This window comes from Paraburkholderia graminis, assembly GCF_003330785.1.
In the GTDB taxonomy this organism is placed as follows: domain Bacteria; phylum Pseudomonadota; class Gammaproteobacteria; order Burkholderiales; family Burkholderiaceae; genus Paraburkholderia; species Paraburkholderia graminis.
This window is the reverse complement of record NZ_CP024934.1, coordinates 1335090-1354078: the sequence shown is the minus strand read 5'-3', so window position 1 is coordinate 1354078 and position 18989 is coordinate 1335090. Positions and strand designations below refer to the sequence as shown.

Sequence of the window (18989 nt, the reverse complement as noted above, 5' to 3'; positions counted from 1 at the left end):
CGTGGCCGGCGCACGGTGCATCGGCTGGTGTGAAGCGCACACTAGGCAAATCACCGTGCGGCGCGGTGCCCGGCGTCGCGTACAATACGCGACCGCGCTGCACTCCGGCGCTCGTTGCCGCGGTGCCGCCGTATTGCATCCGCATTGCATCCGCATCGCCGGTTCCAGCCTGGAACGGCACGCCTCTTTCAGCGTCTCCTCATATGCTCAGCTACCGCCACGCCTTTCATGCAGGCAATCACGCCGACGTCCTCAAACACGCGGTCGTGTTGCAGCTATTGCGCTATCTCGGCCAGAAGGACAAAGCCTACTGGTATATCGACACGCATGCCGGCGCGGGCGTCTATTCGCTGAAGGAAGGCTACGCCGTCAAGACGGGCGAGTTTCAGACAGGTATCGCAAAGCTGTGGGAACGTAACGATCTGCCGCCGCTCTTCGCCGATTATGTCGATGAAGTCGCCGCACTCAATTCCGACGGCCAACTGCGCTTCTATCCGGGTTCGCCGTACATCGCGTGGCGGCAACTGCGCGAGCAGGACCGCATGCGTCTGTTCGAGCTGCACAGCACCGAAATCGACGTGTTGCGCCACAATTTCCGCGATGCGGGCCGTCGCGCGATGCTGTACGCGGGCGACGGTTTCGACGGCATTCTCGCGCTGCTCCCGCCGGCGCCGCGCCGCGCGCTGGTGCTGCTCGATCCGTCGTATGAAGACAAGCGCGATTACACGCGCACGCTTCGTTGCGTCGAAGAGAGTCTGAAGCGCTTTCCGACCGGCACCTACGCCGTCTGGTATCCGCAGGTGAGGCGCCCGGAATCGCAGCGCTTTCCGGAGCAGCTAAAAAAGCTGCAGGACCGCAACTGGCTGCATGTGAGCCTGACTGTCAGCAATCCGCCGGAAGACGGTTTTGGTCTGTTCGGCAGCGGCATGTTCATCCTCAATCCGCCGTACACGCTGCACAAAATGCTGAAGGATCAGATGCCTTGGCTGGTGAGCGCGCTCGGCGAGGACAAGGCCGCGCAGTTTAAGGTGGAATATCGCGGCGATTGAATTCCGGCTGGGCGCGCGGCCCGCAGTTGACGGCGCGCTCGGGCCGCACCGTCAATTGCATTGCGCGCTCACTTGAGTTGCGCCCCCGCCTTGCGCGCGAAGTCGTTCGTAAACGTCGCGTTCAGATCGATCTTCTTCGGATCGAGCCGGTTATCAAACGACGCCAGCGCGCGCAACGAAGTCGCCGGGCCGTCTGGGGGCATCAGGCCATCGGGCGAATAGGCGTCGCGCACGTTGTGAAAAGCCTCCACATATAGCGCGGAATCGTTGAGCAGATAAGCCGGCGGCACCATCTTCAGCAGATCGGCATCGCTCGCGTTCTGCAACCAGTGATCCGCGCGCACGATCGCGTTCGCGAGCGCCTGCGTCGTCTTCGGATACTTCTGGATGAAACTCTCGGGTGCGTAGAGCGTGGCGGCGGGCATCGTGCCGCCGAACACCTCCTGCGTGCCCTTGACCGTGCGAGTGTCCACCAGCACCTTGATTGCACCGCTGCGCGTGAGCTTCGTCATCATCGGATCGACGTTGGAAAGCGCGTCGATCTGCCCGTTGCCGACCGCCGCCAGCACTGTCGCGCCGCTGCCCACGCCGATCGCCGCGATGTCGCTGCGCTGCACGCCGGCCTTGCGCAATGCGACGGTGAGCACGAGATCGGTCGACGATCCCGGCGCGCTCACGCCGACCTTGGCGCCTTTGAAGTCCGCGAGCGTTTTTATCTTGTCGGCTTTCGACGTCAATACCGCGACCACGATCTGCGGCGCGCGGCCCATCAATGCGAAAGCCCGGTAATGTTGGCCTTTGGCCTGCATGAAAAGCGTGTGCTCGAAGGCACCCGCGCCGATATCCGCACTGCCGCCCACCACGGCTTCGAGTGCTTTCGACCCGCCCGCGAAATCTTCGAGCGTGACGTCGAGACCTTCGTCCTTGAAATAGCCCAATTGCTGCGCCGTCAACACGGGCAAATAGTAAAGACCGGGCAACCCGCCGACGGCCATCGTCAAGGCTGGCTTTTCGGGCGTGTCTTTCGCGAACGCTACGCCGTGCAGGGCTGCGGTGGCAAAAAGCGTAGCGCACAGGCCGGCGGCACGCCGCATCCAGTGAGAAGGCATTTGTCGTCTCCTTTTTGTATTTTCGTTCGATGCGGTCGTTGGGCCGGCTACCGTCGGCGGACTTGGGCGAGAGAGACCGCCTGAAGATTGTCGTCGTCCGACTGCAGGCGCGCCATGCGCCCAAACCCGAATGGCCGCGCCCGGCGCGCTGTGACGACTGGACGTGTCGGCGTACTGCGCGACCGATAGGCTGCGGGCCGGGACAGCGCAGTTGTGTTATTGCCGATGCGGCGGCGGACCCGGCTGGATCTGCGGCTGCGGCACGGCGCCGCCGACGGGCAACTGGATATAAGGCGCGACGATGACCGGCACCGATGAGTTCGGCGCGAGTTCGGTGGGCGTTGCGATCGGGCGCGCTTCGACGATGGGCTCCCGCGAAAGCGGCGCGGTTTGCAGGACCGTGCCGCTTTGCCCGTCGCTGATCCCGCTTTGCGTGTCGAGAATCACCGGCTTGCGGCTATTACTCGACGCGGCAAATGCGCTCGACGCGGCACTGACCGTAGCCAACGAGATTGCAACGACAGCGAGCATAGGTTTAAGCGAGCGGATTGGAGACATGGGCGGACCGGTTCGAGTCGGCAAGGCCGGATTGCGCGGACGACGCCCTACCTTACCGCGACACGCGCCAGGAGGCTAGTCGATATTCGCCATCCTCGTGTTTGGGCGTCCGGTTCGCGATCACAAAGGCCCAGATGTGACAAAGCCCCGCAAAGACGGGGCTTGACACTGAACTACCACTTCTACCGCTTACTGCGACTGCGCTGGCAGTGCGACCTGCACGCTGGCGCCGTCAAATGAAACTTTACAGCGAGTAGCCGTTGGTTTCGAGCGAGCGGATACGCTGTTCGAGCTGAACGATATCCGACGACGACGCCAGATACGCTTCGCGGCGATCGCGTTCGGCAGTTTCAAACCAGGTGCTCAGCTTTTCGAGGATGTATGCAAACATGATGTTCTCCAAGGATCAAATGAATCCCCGGTGGATTGGGCATCAGGGATTTCCCGTAGACGGGTTAACCCGAATTATAGGCTGATGGTGCAACCGCGCCAGTGAAATGCTCGCATGATGTGCATTCCATTTTGGAATACCGCACACCTTTGGTGCAATAAGATCTTTGATTTCTTTGGCTTCTGAGCGCCGCGGGTTTTGTTAGCGGGCAGGTCGCCGTCCTTTTTGCACAACTCCGGTGCGCGACCTACGGGTTGCACCCGCGTCAGCACTCTCAATGCTGCGCCTTCACCGACGGTAGCCCGTGGCAATCCGCGCGCTTGTCTTCACAAAGCAAGTCCGCATCGGCGAGCCGCTCGATAATCGGACAGTCCGGGCGGTCGTCGCCATGACAATGGTTCGCGAGATGCGCCAAGGTGTCGCGCATCTCGGTGAGCTCGGCGATGCGCCGATCCAGGTCGGCCACGTGATCCAGCGCGATCGCCTTGACTTCGGCGCTCGCGCGCGTGCGGTCGTGCCACAGCGCCAGCAGCCGCCGAATGTCTTCCACGAGGAAACCGAGCCGACGCGCCTGACGAATAAAACGCAACGAATGGACCTCCTGCGGCCCGTAAACCCGATAGCCGGCGCTCGTGCGTGCTTTTGCCGCCAGCAGGCCGACGCTCTCGTAGTAACGAATCATCTTCGCCGTGACGCCCGACGCGCGGGCCGCTTCGCCAATATTCATCACCGTTTCTCCACTGATCGGCTCGATCGTACACGTTCCCATGATGGGAAGGTCAGCCACTTAAATTCGGTCCGGCAGGCATAATTCAACTGTCGCAACGTTATTTCGCGAGGCAATCCGATGAAAACCGAATTCCAGGTGGAAGGTATGAGCTGCCAGCACTGCGTGGCCGCAGTCACGAACGCTATCCGCGAGCACGACGACGGCGCGCAAGTTCAGGTGGATCTGGCAGCGGGCCGCGTGGCGGTTGAATCGACGCAATCGGTCGAGGCGTTGAAGGCCGCCATCGACGAGGCCGGGTACACAGTCAAAGGTGCGGTCAAAGGCGAGGTGAAAGGCGTATCGCCCGACGCGGCGAGTGGCGCGGCCGGCGGCGCCGCGAGCTAGGCGGACGCGCTCATGTTCAAGGTCGCCGTGATTGGAGCGTCGGGTCTGCTCGGCCGCGCTATTGTCGACGAGTTGGCGAGGCAGCCGGCCTGGCAAGTCGTCGGCACCGCGTTCAGCCGCCCTGCGCCGGACACTGTCCCGCTCGATGTCCGCGACTCGCGGGCAATCGAGCAGTTTGTCGAACGCGAAGCGCCGGATGCGCTCGTGATTGCCGCTGCCGAGCGTCGGCCGGACGTGTGCGAGCGTCAGCCGGAACTGGCCCGCGCGCTCAATGTCGACGCGCTGCGCGCGATCGCGGCCGCGGCGCAGCGGCGCGGCGCCTGGACGCTGTCGATTTCCACCGATTATGTTTTCGACGGCACTCATCCGCCCTATCGGCCGGATTCCGCGCCCGCGCCGCTCAACGCGTACGGGCGCAGCAAGCTCGAAGGCGAGCACGCGTTAACCGCGACGACCGACTTCGGCTGTGTGCTGCGCTTGCCGCTGCTGTATGGGCCGATTGTCGATTGGGCGGAGTCCGCCGTGACGAGCCTCGTGCCCGCGATTGCGGCGTCGGCTTCGGCACACGGGCAGCCGGCCAGCATGGACGCATGGGCAATTCGCTATCCGACCTTCACGCCGGACGTCGCGTTCGTGATCCGGCAGATGCTCGAGCGTCATGCCGCGGGCAACGCGATTCGCGGCATCGTCCATTGGTCGGGCGACGAACCGATGACCAAGTACGAGATCGCGGTGCGCCTTGCAGAAGCGCTGCAACTCGATGCGCACCTGACGCCGCAGCACACGCCGACCGATGCGACGCCTCGCCCGCATAACTGCCATCTTGCGTCGGAGCGGCTCGAGGAGCTTGGCATTGGCCGGCGCACACCGTTCGACACGGCGATACGCGAGGTGCTCGCCACCTTTCCGTGGCGCGGCGATACGGCTGTTTGACGAGCGAAGCGGCGAGCTATGGCGAGCGCGGGTCAAGCGCACATTCAACCGCGCATCAGTGAAAATCGCGGCTCGCGGTGGCCAGGTCGCCGAGCCACTCACTTAAGTCTTCCAGACGATGAGCGACCAGGTGCACCACCTCGCCTTTGTGTTTCTTTCTCGTCTTGCCCGCCTGACTCGCAGGCGCGGTCTGCTCGCCCTGATTGCCCGGGTTGCCCTGATTGCCGCCAGTGGCGACGCCGTCGTCGCGCTGCAAGACACCATAGACCGCGAGCAGCGAAGAGCCCAGCAGCGCCTTGCGCTGCTTTTCCACCAGCGACGGCCAGACAATCACATTGATCGAACCGGTTTCGTCTTCGATTGAAACGAAGATGGTGCCGTTCGCCGTGCCCGGCCGCTGCCGCACGGTGACGATGCCGCATGCCCGCGCGAGAGTGCCGTGCTGACACGCGGCGAGATCCGCCGCCGTGCGAAAACGCTGCTTCGCGAGACGCGCGCGCAACAGCGCAAGCGGATGACGATTGAGCGTGAGGCCGAGGCTCGCATAATCGTCGACGATCTCGCGCGCCTCGTCGGCCTGCGGCAACGCGAGCGGCGCTTCCGCGATCGGCGCATCGCGCAGCAGCTTGGGAACAATATGCTGGGCGGTCACGGCCCACCATGCTTCCCGCCGATGACCCGCGATACTCGTCAGCGCGTTCGCCGCCGCGAGCGCTTCGAGATCGCGCCGCGTCAGCGCCGCGCGTCGCGCGAGATCGTCGACGTTTGTAAACGGCGCATCGCGGCGCGCGGCCATGATGCGCTCGGCAGCCGCCTGCGCGAGTCCCTTGATCAGATGCAGACCGATACGCACGGCGGGACCGCGCGCGCCATAAGTGCCGGGCGTTTGAAACACGCGCGCGGTCAGCCGCTTCGTCGCGCGCCGTATCGTCCGGTTCACTCTCAGGCGGCGCAGCGAAAGATCGCGCAACTGCTGCGCGGACAAGACGGCCTGCTGACGATGCAAACAGGTTTCGCCCGGCGCGATCCGCTCACCTTCGCGATCGCGCTTCTCGAAGGTCGATTCCCAGTCGCTCAGCGTCACATCGGGCGGCAATACCTTGACGCCGTGGCGCTTCGCATCCTGCACGAGTTGCGACGGCGAATAAAAGCCCAACGGCTGGCTATTGAGCAATCCGGCCAGAAAAGCCGCCGGCTCATAGCGCTTTAACCACGCGCTCAGATAGACGAGCAGCGCGAAACTCGCCGCATGGCTCTCCGGGAAACCATACTCGCCGAAACCTTCGATCTGCTGGCAGATACGGTCGATAAATTCCGGCTCGTAGCCGCGCGCCGACATGCGGTCGCTCAGGTCCTTCTGATACTTCGCGAGGTTGCCGGTGCGCCGCCAGGCCGCCATTGCGCGTCGCAACTGGTCGGCCTGCTCGCCGGTGTACTTTGCGGCGACCATCGCCAGATGCATGACCTGCTCCTGGAAAATCGGCACGCCGAGTGTGCGTTCGAGCACGGGCCGCAGCTCGTCCTTCGCGTAGTCGATCGGTTCGAGGCCCTGCTTGCGGCGCAAATACGGATGCACCATGCCGCCCTGAATCGGCCCCGGCCGCACGATCGCGACTTCGATCACGAGGTCGTAATACTTGTTCGGCTTCAGGCGCGGCAGCATGCTTTGCTGCGCGCGCGATTCGATCTGGAACACGCCGACCGTATCGGCATGGCCGCACATTTCGTAGACGGCGCGGTCTTCGCGCGGAATGTCCTGCACGCGGAACTGCGGAAAGCCGCGTCTTAGCGCGACGAACTCCAGCGCGCGCCGAATGGCCGACAACATGCCCAGTGCCAGCACGTCGACTTTCAGCAGCTTGAGCGCGTCGATATCGTCCTTGTCCCATTCGATCACGCTGCGGTCTTTCATCGTCGCGTTTTCGATTGGCACGAGCCGCGAGAGCTTGTCCTTCGCAATCACAAAGCCGCCGACGTGTTGCGACAGATGCCGCGGAAACAGCCGCAATTCCTTCGTGAGGCGAATCAGATTTCTGGTGATGTGAGAGTTGGCGTCGAAACCCGCTTCCGCGAGATAGCCGGCCACTGCTTCGGAACCGTCCCACCATTGCTGCGATTTGCTGATTCGCTCGATCAACGATGCCTCGAGACCCAGCGCCTTGCCGACGTCCTTCAATGCGCTGCGCACATGGTAGGTAATCAGCGACGCGGTCAGCGCCGCGCGATGACGCCCGTACTTCGCATAGATGTACTGGATCACCTCCTCGCGGCGCTGATGCTCGAAGTCGACGTCGATATCGGGCGGCTCGTTGCGCGCGCGCGAGATGAAGCGCTCGATCAGCATGTTCATATGCACGGGGTCGATCTCCGTCACATGCAGGCAATAGCAGACGATCGAATTCGCGGCCGAACCGCGGCCCTGGCAAAGAATGTTTCTGGAGCGCGCGAAGCTCACGATGTCGTGCACCGTCAGAAAGTACTTTTCGTATTTCAGATCGGCGATCAGGCTCAGTTCCTTTTCGATCTGATCGATGCGCTTCAGGTCCAGGCCGTTCGGCCAGCGCTCCGCCGCACCCGCCATGACGAGCTTGCGCAGATAGCTCGACGGCGACTCTCCCGCAGGCACCAGTTCTTCGGGATACTCGTACTTGAGTTCGTCGAGCGAGAAGCGGCACAGCGCGGCGATATTGAGCGTTTCCTCGAGCGTATCGCGCGGATATAGTTTGCTCAGACGTACCCGCGTGCGCATATGCCGTTCGGCATTGGCTTCGAGCGCGTGGCCGCATGCCGACAGCGGCGTGTTCAGGCCAATGGCGGTCATCGTGTCCTGCAAGGGCTTGCGCGATCGCGTGTGCATCAGAACGCCGCCCGCCGCGACGAGCGGTAGGCCGCTCGCTTGCGAAATCATCCGCAAGGCGTCGATCTGGAGATCGTCGCTGCCGGTTTGCCAAAGTTCGAGCGCGATCCACGCGCGGTTGGCGGCGAACGACGCGAGCCAATGCGCGCAATGCAGTGTGTGCGACAGCGTAGCCGTGCGCTGCGGCACAAGCAGCAGCACACAGTCAGGCAGAGCCCGCAGATGCTCGAGATGCGGCAACGAATCGGTGAAATCGGACGGGCTTAGCCGGTAGCTGCCCTTCTCCGCGCGCGAGCGGCCGAGCGTGATCAGTTCGGAAAGATTGCCGTAACCGTTGCGGTTCGCTGCAAGCGCAACCAGAGTGCAGAAAGGCTCGCCGGCTGCGTCCGTCAGATTCAGTTCGCTGCCGATGATCAGTTGAGGCAGAGGTTTCAACACCTCGTTTTCCAGGGCCTCCTGTCGTATCGCTTCGTCCAAGACTTCTTTCGGGAGCGGACCGGCTTCGGGCGGCCGGGCCGCTTTCAGCTTGTCCTCGATTTCCTTGCGCAGACGGTTCTGCTCTTCCCCGATTTCCTTTAACGCCGAATGAGCGCGCACGACGCCCGCGAGCGAGCACTCGTCGGTAATGGCGAGCGCGCTATAGCCGTGCAGCATCGCGCGTTCAACGAGTTCATGCGGATGCGAGGCGCCACGCAGGAACGAGAAATTGGTCAGGCAATGCAGCTCCGCATACGCCGGCAAATTCGAGGCGGGCGGCTGCGGAGGAAGAAGCGCGGACGCGGATACCGTCATGATGCTCAACCGAATAAACCCTGCAAATACCAATCGCCGCTGATACGTTCGCGGTACACCCAGAACATATGGCCGCGATCGTCGGCGGCGACGTAGTAATCGCGCTCGACGCGATCGCCGTCCCACCAGCCCGCTTCGATCCGCTCGGTACGCGTGAGCATTTTCAGCGGCCGGCGATAGATTGGCCGCTGGTCACGCATCATCAGGCGTAGGGGTTTATCGAGCATCCAGATAGGACGAGGCTGAGAAGGTAAGGCGCTGTCGGGGAGGTTTAGTGAGGCTTGGGGTGGTTGCTGAGGTGCTTGCTGTGATGCTTGCTGAGGAGTGAAGGCAGTGGCGGTTTTTGCGTTCGTCGCTGCGGATGGGCGCGGGGTGGTCTGCTTTTTCGCTTCCGCTTCCGCGTCCGTTTCCGCCGCGCTCGAGGGTGATGCGCCTTCAGCCGCGGCGTTTCGCAACTCATCGGTTAGCCAGGTTTTATCCGCTTTGATTCTGGGCCGCGCTTTCGCCTGCGAGCGCTTCTTGCGCGCAAAATCCTGAGCCTGGTACGCCTCGACGCGCATGGCGTGTTCGGGGCGATGATCGTCCTGCACCGACATTTGCAGCACGTTCTCCGGTCCCAACCGGGCGCTCAGGCGTTCGAGCAGACGCGCGATCGACTCACCGTCCGATTCGGGCATGGGAAACAAAGTGTCGGACTGCCCGGCATATTCGGCGATCTGATCCGCGACCAGCTTCAATTCGATGACGGGCGCCGCGAGAACCGTCTGATTCAGTTTCTCGCGCAACAGCCAGATCAAATGCTCTGCATCACGCGACGGTATGGCCCACGCGACCTTCAAGCTCGATGTCTTCGGCGAATGGCGGGACGCCAATTCATGCTCGAGCAGCAACGTATAACCGCTCAGCGCCGCATGGTGCGCGCTCAGCCAACCGGCCAACTGCACGATCAGCCGACGCGCGGCGAACAGGAGCGCATCCGCGTTATCGACGCGCGACGGCAATTCGAGCTGCGCATGAAACGACGCGGGCGCGCGAAACGATTCGCGCGGATCGGGGCGCGTGCCATACGCCTGCGCCAGCAGGTCCAGAATGCCGCCGCCAAACCGCCGGACCACGCCCGCTCTGGGCAATTGACGCAAATCGGCGAGGGTCGTGCATCCGACATGCACGAACGCGTCGCGATGCGTTTGCGCAACCGGCAGCAGCGACACGGGCAAACGGTCGAACACACGCGTGAGCGAAGTCTCCTTTACCACATGCCAGCGGCGCCCCTGCCGGTTGGCGCGTGCCTGCGCCAATAACCAGGCGCCCCACGCCGTAGGCGCACACGCGATACGCGCGGTATAACCGAATTCCGCGACCGTGGACGACACCCGCGACAACAAGGCTCGCAAGCCACCGAACAACCTCAAGCCAGAGCCGACTTCCAGCAGCAAGGTATGCGTGTCGGCCAGCGAGACCTTCGGCGTGTACGTCAACAGGGCAAGCGCGATTGCTTCGAATGCCTGAGTTTCGCGGGTGGCGTCGGCGGTGAGCAGTTTGAGCCCCGGCGCCAAAGCCAGCGCGTAGGAACGCGAATGGCCGGGTTGCACACCGGCGCGCAAGGCATCGACGTCCGGCAGCAGAATATGTGCGTGGTCAGCGAGCGCATAGCAGTGCGCGTCGGCGATGTTTCCGGCATCGCACGGCGGGTTTGCGTCGCGGCTCGGCTCACACCGATTCTGCTTCGCGGACGAACCATCCGGAAGCGATGTCAGCGGCTTTACCGCTTCCAGCGACAAGAGAGGCAATGCGACGGCGATCCACAACATGTTGAGTCTCTAATCCTTGATGGCTGCTTGCTCCGTTCGCGGGTAACAAAACGCCTTGCAGCGGCAGAACGAGACGAAGCGGCTCGGCAAGCGGCGGCCCGCGGCGCTTGAAGATGTCAATCGACAGGCCAATCTCCTGCAACCACTGACGACGGTTGATCGTCTCGGCATTAGCCGGCAAAAGCGGCTCGCAGATCATGCGTAATGGCGCTGGCGACGATTGCGCAGCGGCCTCTACAGGGCGCATCAAAAATGCCAATGAAGCCGATTCTTGAGCCGCGACCTGCAAGCGCCTGACTTTATCGGCGCGTGCATTCGACAACCACACCAGAACCGCGCCGATGCCGTCCTGCTTCAATGCCTGAGTGGCGGCCCAAAGAGCCTTGTCTTCGTTCGAGCGCACCCATAGCACGCGCTCGACATCGATGTCCCACGCCTTCAATGCCGCCGCGCTCGGCTGAAAAGGAGGTGCCACAAGCATCACATGCCGCCCCGCCTGCTTCGTGAGATGACCAAGCGCGTAGGCCAGCAAGCGCATTTCGCCCGCGCCCCAATGCTCGACCAGCAGTTCCGTCACACCACCGGCGGGCCAGCCTCGTCCGGGCAATACGCGATCCAGCGCGGTGTGGCCACTCGGGACCACACGCGAATCCACCTCGGCAAGCTCGTTGCCCTGCCACATTTGACGCCGCAATTGCGACGACAGCGGAGTTGTCACAAGCTGAATCGCTGCTGCCATAGACCACTCGTTCCATTGAAAATGCTCCGCCCTGCCCGATCTCGATCGAGTAGGGACGACGAGTCATCACTGTATATTTATACAGTATTTTGATGGTGATGTTAAGGCGAGGAAGCGGTACGGAGGTCCCGGTGGAATAAGGAAAAGCGGCTTGGGAATGGATACGATTGGTCTGGGGGAATGGAGCTTTAGCGCTTGGAGGATGCCGATAGGACAGAGTGCAAGAAGGAGTTGCGCCGCGCCGCACGTGGCGTTCACCGCGCACGAACACGCCGTATCCGGTCGCGATGACGGTGAGGACCGGCGCGCTGACCTGGCAGCTCGATCCGCTGATGGACGATCAGGAACTGGACTCGCGGCAGTCCACCGGCGCGGTGTACTGGGAAGGCGCGGCGCGGGTGAGCCGCGATGGCGCGGAGCTCGGGCGGGCGTATCTGGAGCTGACCGGCTATGCGGGCGCTCTGCGCATGGGCGGGCCGTGACGGCGCCGCATTTTCCAGCGCTGTAAACGCAGAAACCCCACCTTTTCGGGGTGGGGTTTCTGACACTGCTGGGGAGCCTGACGATTACCTACTTTCACACGGGTAATCCGCACTATCATCGGCGTGGAGTCGTTTCACGGTCCTGTTCGGGATGGGAAGGGGTGGGACCGACTCGCTATGGTCATCAGGCATGACTTGTTGTTATGCTGGGTTTTGGGCCAACACAACCAATCGGGAAGAAGTAGTTTCTGGTGATGCTCACCAGGGTAAAGCTGTTGGGGCTGTGTTGTTCGAGGCACAACATCGATCACTCAACCGTGCGTCCTGTTCTCCCTGGCGGGGAGTTCCAGCGCATCCCCTTCGGGGATCGGACCAGTGTAGGCGCCAAAGCGCCAACGCTGGTCGAGACACACCTGTTATAGGATCAAGCCTTACGGGCAATTAGTATCAGTTAGCTGAACGCATTACTGCGCTTACACACCTGACCTATCAACGTCCTGGTCTTGAACGACCCTTCAAGGGGCTCGAAGCCCCGGGGATATCTCATCTTAAGGCGAGTTTCCCGCTTAGATGCTTTCAGCGGTTATCTCTTCCGAACATAGCTACCCGGCGATGCCACTGGCGTGACAACCGGTACACCAGAGGTTCGTCCACTCCGGTCCTCTCGTACTAGGAGCAGCCCCCTTCAAATATCCAGCGCCCACGGCAGATAGGGACCAAACTGTCTCACGACGTTTTAAACCCAGCTCACGTACCTCTTTAAATGGCGAACAGCCATACCCTTGGGACCGGCTACAGCCCCAGGATGAGATGAGCCGACATCGAGGTGCCAAACACCGCCGTCGATATGAACTCTTGGGCGGTATCAGCCTGTTATCCCCAGAGTACCTTTTATCCGTTGAGCGATGGCCCTTCCATACAGAACCACCGGATCACTATGACCTGCTTTCGCACCTGCTCGACTTGTCGGTCTCGCAGTTAAGCACGCTTATGCCATTGCACTATCAGCACGATTTCCGACCGTACCTAGCGTACCTTCGTACTCCTCCGTTACACTTTGGGAGGAGACCGCCCCAGTCAAACTGCCTACCATGCACTGTCCCCGATCCGGATTCACGGACCAGGGTTAGAACCTCAAACAGATCAGGGTGGTATTTCAAGGATGGCTCCACGCAAACTGGCGTTCACGCTTCACAGCCTCCCACCTATCCTACACAGACCGGTTCAAAGTCCAATGCAAAGCTACAGTAAAGGTTCATGGGGTCTTTCCGTCTAGCCGCGGGGAGATTGCATCATCACAAACACTTCAACTTCGCTGAGTCTCGGGAGGAGACAGTGTGGCCATCGTTACGCCATTCGTGCAGGTCGGAACTTACCCGACAAGGAATTTCGCTACCTTAGGACCGTTATAGTTACGGCCGCCGTTTACCGGGACTTCAATCAGGAGCTTGCACCCCATCATTTAATCTTCCGGCACCGGGCAGGCGTCACACCCTATACGTCCACTTTCGTGTTTGCAGAGTGCTGTGTTTTTATTAAACAGTCGCAGCCACCAGTTTATTGCAACCCCTTCACCCTTCTGGCGCAGGCCAGTCAGGCTACAGGGGCGTACCTTATCCCGAAGTTACGGTACCAATTTGCCGAGTTCCTTCTCCCGAGTTCTCTCAAGCGCCTTAGAATACTCATCTCGCCCACCTGTGTCGGTTTGCGGTACGGTCACTGTTGAACTGAAGCTTAGAGGCTTTTCCTGGAACCACTTCCGATTGCTTCGTCTCCGAAGAGACTGGCCTCGCACCCTTGAATTCCGCGCCCGGATTTGCCAAAGCGCCTTCTCCAATGCAAGGACCGGGACTTCCAACACCCGGACAACCTTCCGCGATCCGTCCCCCCATCGCATTCAACACTGGTGCAGGAATATTAACCTGCTTCCCATCAGCTACGCATTTCTGCCTCGCCTTAGGGGCCGACTCACCCTACGCCGATGAACGTTGCGTAGGAAACCTTGGGCTTACGGCGAGGGGGCCTTTCACCCCCTTTATCGCTACTCATGTCAGCATTCGCACTTCCGATACCTCCAGCACACTTTCCAGTGCACCTTCGCAGGCTTACGGAACGCTCTCCTACCATGCACATAAATGTGCATCCGCAGCTTCGGTATATGGCTTAGCCCCGTTACATCTTCCGCGCAGGACGACTCGATCAGTGAGCTATTACGCTTTCTTTAAAGGATGGCTGCTTCTAAGCCAACCTCCTGACTGTTTTAGCCTTCCCACTTCGTTTCCCACTTAGCCATATTTGGGGACCTTAGCTGGCGGTCTGGGTTGTTTCCCTCTTGACACCGGACGTTAGCACCCGATGTCTGTCTCCCGTGATTGCACTCTTCGGTATTCGGAGTTTGCTATGGCGTAGTAATCCGCAATGGACCCCACAACCATGACAGTGCTCTACCCCCGAAGGTGATACACGAGGCACTACCTAAATAGTTTTCGGAGAGAACCAGCTATTTCCAGGTTTGTTTAGCCTTTCACCCCTATCCACAGCTCATCCCCTAACTTTTCAACGTTAGTGGGTTCGGACCTCCAGTACGTGTTACCGCACCTTCATCCTGGCCATGGATAGATCACCTGGTTTCGGGTCTACACCCAGCGACTGAACGCCCTGTTCGGACTCGCTTTCGCTACGCCTGCCCTAATCGGTTAAGCTTGCCACTGAATGTAAGTCGCTGACCCATTATACAAAAGGTACGCCGTCACCCTCTTGCGAAGGCTCCGACTGTTTGTATGCATGCGGTTTCAGGATCTGTTTCACTCCCCTCCCGGGGTTCTTTTCGCCTTTCCCTCACGGTACTGGTTCACTATCGGTCGATCACGAGTATTTAGCCTTGGAGGATGGTCCCCCCATCTTCAGACAGGATTTCACGTGTCCCGCCCTACTTGTCGTACACCTAGTTCTTCCTCGCTGTTTTCGTCTACAGGGCTATCACCTGCTATGGCGGCACTTTCCAGAGCCTTCGACTAACAATGAAGATAAAGAGTACAGGCTGGTCCCATTTCGCTCGCCACTACTCTGGGAATCTCGGTTGATTTCTTTTCCTGCGGTTACTTAGATGTTTCAGTTCACCGCGTTCGCTTCACATGGCCTATGTATTCAGCCACGGATACCTCAAAAGAGGTGGGTTTCCCCATTCGGACATCTACGGATCAAAGCTCGTTTGCCAGCTCCCCGTAGCTTTTCGCAGGCTACCGCGTCCTTCATCGCCTGTGATCGCCAAGGCATCCACCACATGCACTTGTTCGCTTGACCCTATAACGGGTGTGTCTTCTCGGCCAGTGTTAGTGCTTTAGCACTTACTCTGGCCCGATCCCCGAAGGGGACCAGCGATCCGATCACTCGCTACAGGTTGAGTATTCGTGTTGCGCCGTATTCCAAGAGCAATCTTTCGATTACCTTTAAAATACATCGATACAATCACAACCCTGATTCACCTACTCGCACACCCATCTCTAAGTATGCTTTCGTGAATCTCTTTACTACTTCTTCCTGATTGTTAAAGAACGACAGCCGATATAAAGCTCTGCTTCATATCACTTGCTGACTGGCTCAATCGCCAATGCACAACGCTCTGCCTGTTTCACAGAACGCTACGCATTGAGGATTGGTGGAGGATGACGGGATCGAACCGACGACCCCCTGCTTGCAAAGCAGGTGCTCTCCCAGCTGAGCTAATCCCCCAAGTCACTGCACAGCAGCACCAGAGGTTTCAGTCCATCAGCTCACCAGACATGACATGGTGGGTCTGGATGGATTCGAACCATCGACCCCCGCCTTATCAAGACGGTGCTCTAACCGACTGAGCTACAGACCCCTGAGTCTGTCTGCGTTTCTTCACTACAGCCGATAAGCGTGAGCGCTCAACGTTTGACACGTTCAGCTCTGGAAAGGAGGTGATCCAGCCGCACCTTCCGATACGGCTACCTTGTTACGACTTCACCCCAGTCATGAATCCTACCGTGGTGACCGTCCTCCTTGCGGTTAGACTAGCCACTTCTGGTAAAACCCACTCCCATGGTGTGACGGGCGGTGTGTACAAGACCCGGGAACGTATTCACCGCGGCATGCTGATCCGCGATTACTAGCGATTCCAGCTTCACGCACTCGAGTTGCAGAGTGCGATCCGGACTACGATCGGTTTTCTGGGATTGGCTCCACCTCGCGGCTTGGCGACCCTCTGTTCCGACCATTGTATGACGTGTGAAGCCCTACCCATAAGGGCCATGAGGACTTGACGTCATCCCCACCTTCCTCCGGTTTGTCACCGGCAGTCTCCCTGGAGTGCTCTTGCGTAGCAACTAGGGACAAGGGTTGCGCTCGTTGCGGGACTTAACCCAACATCTCACGACACGAGCTGACGACAGCCATGCAGCACCTGTGTTACGGCTCCCTTTCGGGCACATCCACCTCTCAGCGGACTTCCGTACATGTCAAGGGTAGGTAAGGTTTTTCGCGTTGCATCGAATTAATCCACATCATCCACCGCTTGTGCGGGTCCCCGTCAATTCCTTTGAGTTTTAATCTTGCGACCGTACTCCCCAGGCGGTCAACTTCACGCGTTAGCTACGTTACCAAGCCAATGAAGGCCCGACAACCAGTTGACATCGTTTAGGGCGTGGACTACCAGGGTATCTAATCCTGTTTGCTCCCCACGCTTTCGTGCATGAGCGTCAGTATTGGCCCAGGGGGCTGCCTTCGCCATCGGTATTCCTCCACATCTCTACGCATTTCACTGCTACACGTGGAATTCTACCCCCCTCTGCCATACTCTAGCCCGCCAGTCACAAATGCAGTTCCCAGGTTAAGCCCGGGGATTTCACATCTGTCTTAGCGAACCGCCTGCGCACGCTTTACGCCCAGTAATTCCGATTAACGCTTGCACCCTACGTATTACCGCGGCTGCTGGCACGTAGTTAGCCGGTGCTTATTCTTCCGGTACCGTCATCCCGCCCGGATATTAGCCAGGCGGTTTTCTTTCCGGACAAAAGTGCTTTACAACCCGAAGGCCTTCTTCACACACGCGGCATTGCTGGATCAGGCTTGCGCCCATTGTCCAAAATTCCCCACTGCTGCCTCCCGTAGGAGTCTGGGCCGTGTCTCAGTCCCAGTGTGGCTGGTCGTCCTCTCAGACCAGCTACAGATCGTCGCCTTGGTAGGCCTTTACCCCACCAACTAGCTAATCTGCCATCGGCCGCCCCTGTAGCGCGAGGTCCCGAAGGATCCCCCGCTTTCCTCCGCAGAGCGTATGCGGTATTAATCCGGCTTTCGCCGGGCTATCCCCCACTACAGGACACGTTCCGATGTATTACTCACCCGTTCGCCACTCGCCACCAGGATTGCTCCCGTGCTGCCGTTCGACTTGCATGTGTAAGGCATGCCGCCAGCGTTCAATCTGAGCCAGGATCAAACTCTTCAGTTCAAACCTGTTACTGTTTTCGGGCTCTTTCGAACCCGGTCGCTCACTCAACGTACTGACGAAGTGTTTAACCATCTCTCGATGACCAAACCTTCCTTTCATTACTGTGTGAGACTTGATACTTTCGCTTCTCGCCCGGCTCCGGAGAAAACCCCGCAACCCGGCGCGCGTCGCGCATCAAGCGCCCACACTTATCGGCTGTTAGTTTTTAAAGATCGGTTCGCACACTTCACAGCGCCCATTTCAACCACCCTGGCACTGCTTCGTCTGCGTCGCTGCATCAGCAGCAGAGAAGCGAGATTATGAAGAACTTCCGTCGCGCCGTCAACAGGTTTTTGCTACTGCCTGAACCTGCCAACACCGCTGGAAGCCTTGCCGCTATTGGCTCTCCCGCTTCCCGTGCCCCGGCGTCCGGAGCACGAAAGAGCGAGATTCTAGCGAGCCGGCTGGCGCCTTGCAAGCGTTATCTGCATTTATTCAAGGCGCCTTTTCTATACGGCCAATTTCTTCCGCAACAGGCGGTTTGGCGTCCGGCCTCAATGCGCCCGCAGCGGATGCTCCGATGGTCCAGTCATGCAGCACCGTGTATGCAACCGCCAGCAGCGTCGGTCCGATGAAGACCCCAAGGAAGCCAAACGCGAATGCGCCGCCGAGAATGCCCAACATGACGAGAATCAACGGCATGTCGCTATTCTTGCCGATGAGAATCGGCTTGATCACATTGTCCGACATGCCCACAGCGAGCACGCCCCACACAACCAGGAAAATCGCCCAGCCGGTTGCCCCGCCGTGATAGAGCCAGATGGCCGCGGGCAGCCATACGATCACAGGCCCGCCCGGTATTACCGAGAGAAAAAACGTAGCCAGTCCCAACAATGCAGGCGCCGGCACACCAGCGATCCAACAGCCGAAGCCAGCCAAAATGCCCTGAACAAGCGCCGTGCCCAGAATTCCGTAGACCACGCCCTTGACGGTGCTGCCCGCCAGCGCCAGCAGATAGTCGGCGCGCTCACCCGTGATACGCCGCATGCCTGCGTTCAGCCACGCGCCGGCGCCCTCTCCTCCGGTGTAAAAGAAGAAGGCCAATATGATACTTAACGCGAGCAGGCCGAGACCGTGAGTCACGGCAATCCCTGCGGCAAGGATCCACTTGCCGGCCGGCGCCGCAAGCGTACGCAACTGCGCGATCAGTTCGGAATTGCTGCTTGTCAGACTTTCCCAGAAACTCTGGATGCTCGAACCGACCACGGGAATTCGCGCCACCCAGGGCGGCAAATCCGGCAAGCCTGCTTCGAACAACCTCTGGACCAGCGCGACTATGTCGTGGACGTGCGCGCCAAACGCAAACCCGGCGTAGACGAACGGTCCCAGCACCACGATCAGGATGATGAGCACGATCAACGTCGCCGCCAGCTTGCGCCTTCCGCCAACCGCCGCGGTCAGTCGCCGGTAGAGTCCCCACGAGCTGTAGCTGAGAATCGCGCCCCACAAGAGAGCGGTCGTAAAAGGCGCGAGAACCAGCAACGAGCCGCCCACCAGGATAATCAGGGCAAACACCGCCGCGAGACGTTCAATCAATTGGTCCGATTTCACCATGAATCTCCTGTTGCGCCAGACCGAGGCGGCGAGCACGGACGCGCGTCGACGCCCGTAAAAAGCGGTCAGTATATATAAGCGACTTCCGCTT

The 18989-nt window shown here is 60.1% G+C and carries 11 protein-coding genes, 2 tRNA genes, 3 rRNA genes and 1 pseudogene; 4 read left to right on the top strand and 13 right to left on the bottom strand.

The annotated features are described in order from the left end of the window. Window positions 1-203 precede the first annotated feature (203 nt). The gene (locus tag CUJ91_RS06160; RefSeq protein ID WP_006053107.1) at window positions 204-1049 is read left to right on the top strand and encodes a 23S rRNA (adenine(2030)-N(6))-methyltransferase RlmJ; all 846 of its coding nucleotides are present in this window, start codon (window positions 204-206) and stop codon (window positions 1047-1049) included. Window positions 1050-1117: 68 nt separating this feature from the next. On the opposite strand, the gene CUJ91_RS06155 is transcribed toward CUJ91_RS06160, so the two are convergent. The 4 genes from CUJ91_RS06155 to cueR form a co-directional block, all read right to left on the bottom strand. Continuing rightward, a complete protein-coding gene (locus tag CUJ91_RS06155) occupies window positions 1118-2158 on the bottom strand; it encodes an ABC transporter substrate-binding protein (RefSeq protein WP_114156038.1) in 1041 nt (346 codons plus the stop codon). Window positions 2159-2374: 216 nt separating this feature from the next. Then, window positions 2375-2716, bottom strand: coding sequence for a hypothetical protein (locus CUJ91_RS06150; RefSeq protein WP_114156037.1), 342 nt, complete (start codon window positions 2714-2716; stop codon window positions 2375-2377). Between the two features lie 244 nt (window positions 2717-2960). Continuing rightward, complete coding sequence (locus tag CUJ91_RS06145) at window positions 2961-3107, bottom strand: DUF3563 family protein (RefSeq protein ID WP_006053111.1); 147 nt, start codon at window positions 3105-3107, stop codon at window positions 2961-2963. A 274-nt stretch (window positions 3108-3381) separates the two neighbouring features. Next, a complete protein-coding gene (gene cueR, locus CUJ91_RS06140) occupies window positions 3382-3834 on the bottom strand; it encodes a Cu(I)-responsive transcriptional regulator (protein WP_006053112.1) in 453 nt (150 codons plus the stop codon). 120 nt (window positions 3835-3954) lie between these two features. On the opposite strand from cueR, the gene CUJ91_RS06135 reads away from it, so the two are divergent. Together CUJ91_RS06135 and CUJ91_RS06130 are read left to right on the top strand one after the other, a co-directional pair. After that, window positions 3955-4221: a heavy-metal-associated domain-containing protein gene (locus CUJ91_RS06135; RefSeq protein ID WP_053857835.1), complete on the top strand. Its 267-nt coding sequence runs from the start codon at window positions 3955-3957 to the stop codon at window positions 4219-4221. 12 nt (window positions 4222-4233) lie between these two features. Further along, window positions 4234-5154: a dTDP-4-dehydrorhamnose reductase family protein gene (locus tag CUJ91_RS06130; RefSeq protein WP_114156036.1), complete on the top strand. Its 921-nt coding sequence runs from the start codon at window positions 4234-4236 to the stop codon at window positions 5152-5154. 55 nt (window positions 5155-5209) lie between these two features. Here CUJ91_RS06130 and CUJ91_RS06125 read toward each other — a convergent pair whose 3' ends face one another. The 3 genes from CUJ91_RS06125 to imuA are packed head-to-tail and all read right to left on the bottom strand — an operon-like array spanning window position 5210 to window position 11353. Next, complete coding sequence (locus CUJ91_RS06125; RefSeq protein ID WP_114156035.1) at window positions 5210-8803, bottom strand: error-prone DNA polymerase; 3594 nt, start codon at window positions 8801-8803, stop codon at window positions 5210-5212. A 5-nt stretch (window positions 8804-8808) separates the two neighbouring features. Further along, the gene (locus CUJ91_RS06120) at window positions 8809-10614 is read right to left on the bottom strand and encodes a Y-family DNA polymerase (RefSeq protein WP_114156034.1); all 1806 of its coding nucleotides are present in this window, start codon (window positions 10612-10614) and stop codon (window positions 8809-8811) included. Beyond that, a complete protein-coding gene (gene imuA / locus CUJ91_RS06115; protein ID WP_114156033.1) occupies window positions 10514-11353 on the bottom strand; it encodes a translesion DNA synthesis-associated protein ImuA in 840 nt (279 codons plus the stop codon). Before imuA ends, CUJ91_RS06120 begins: the two co-directional genes overlap by 101 nt. A 236-nt stretch (window positions 11354-11589) precedes the next feature. Between imuA and CUJ91_RS06110 the strand changes: the two are divergent. Continuing rightward, window positions 11590-11835 (top strand): annotated as a pseudogene (locus CUJ91_RS06110) (lipocalin family protein); the annotation flags it as partial. A 75-nt stretch (window positions 11836-11910) separates the two neighbouring features. Here the strand turns inward: CUJ91_RS06110 and rrf are convergent. The 6 genes from rrf to CUJ91_RS06080 form a co-directional block, all read right to left on the bottom strand. After that, window positions 11911-12024 (bottom strand): 5S ribosomal RNA (gene rrf / locus CUJ91_RS06105). A 231-nt stretch (window positions 12025-12255) separates the two neighbouring features. After that, window positions 12256-15138: ribosomal RNA gene (locus CUJ91_RS06100) — 23S ribosomal RNA — on the bottom strand. Between the two features lie 353 nt (window positions 15139-15491). Then, window positions 15492-15567: transfer RNA gene (locus CUJ91_RS06095), tRNA-Ala, on the bottom strand. 56 nt (window positions 15568-15623) lie between these two features. Continuing rightward, window positions 15624-15700 (bottom strand) — tRNA-Ile (locus CUJ91_RS06090). A gap of 72 nt (window positions 15701-15772) precedes the next feature. Continuing rightward, window positions 15773-17305: ribosomal RNA gene (locus tag CUJ91_RS06085) — 16S ribosomal RNA — on the bottom strand. The 16S, 23S and 5S rRNA genes sit together here with 2 tRNA genes alongside, the layout of an rRNA operon. A 474-nt stretch (window positions 17306-17779) precedes the next feature. Continuing rightward, window positions 17780-18895, bottom strand: coding sequence for an AI-2E family transporter (locus CUJ91_RS06080; RefSeq protein WP_244230994.1), 1116 nt, complete (start codon window positions 18893-18895; stop codon window positions 17780-17782). Window positions 18896-18989: the final 94 nt, after the last annotated feature.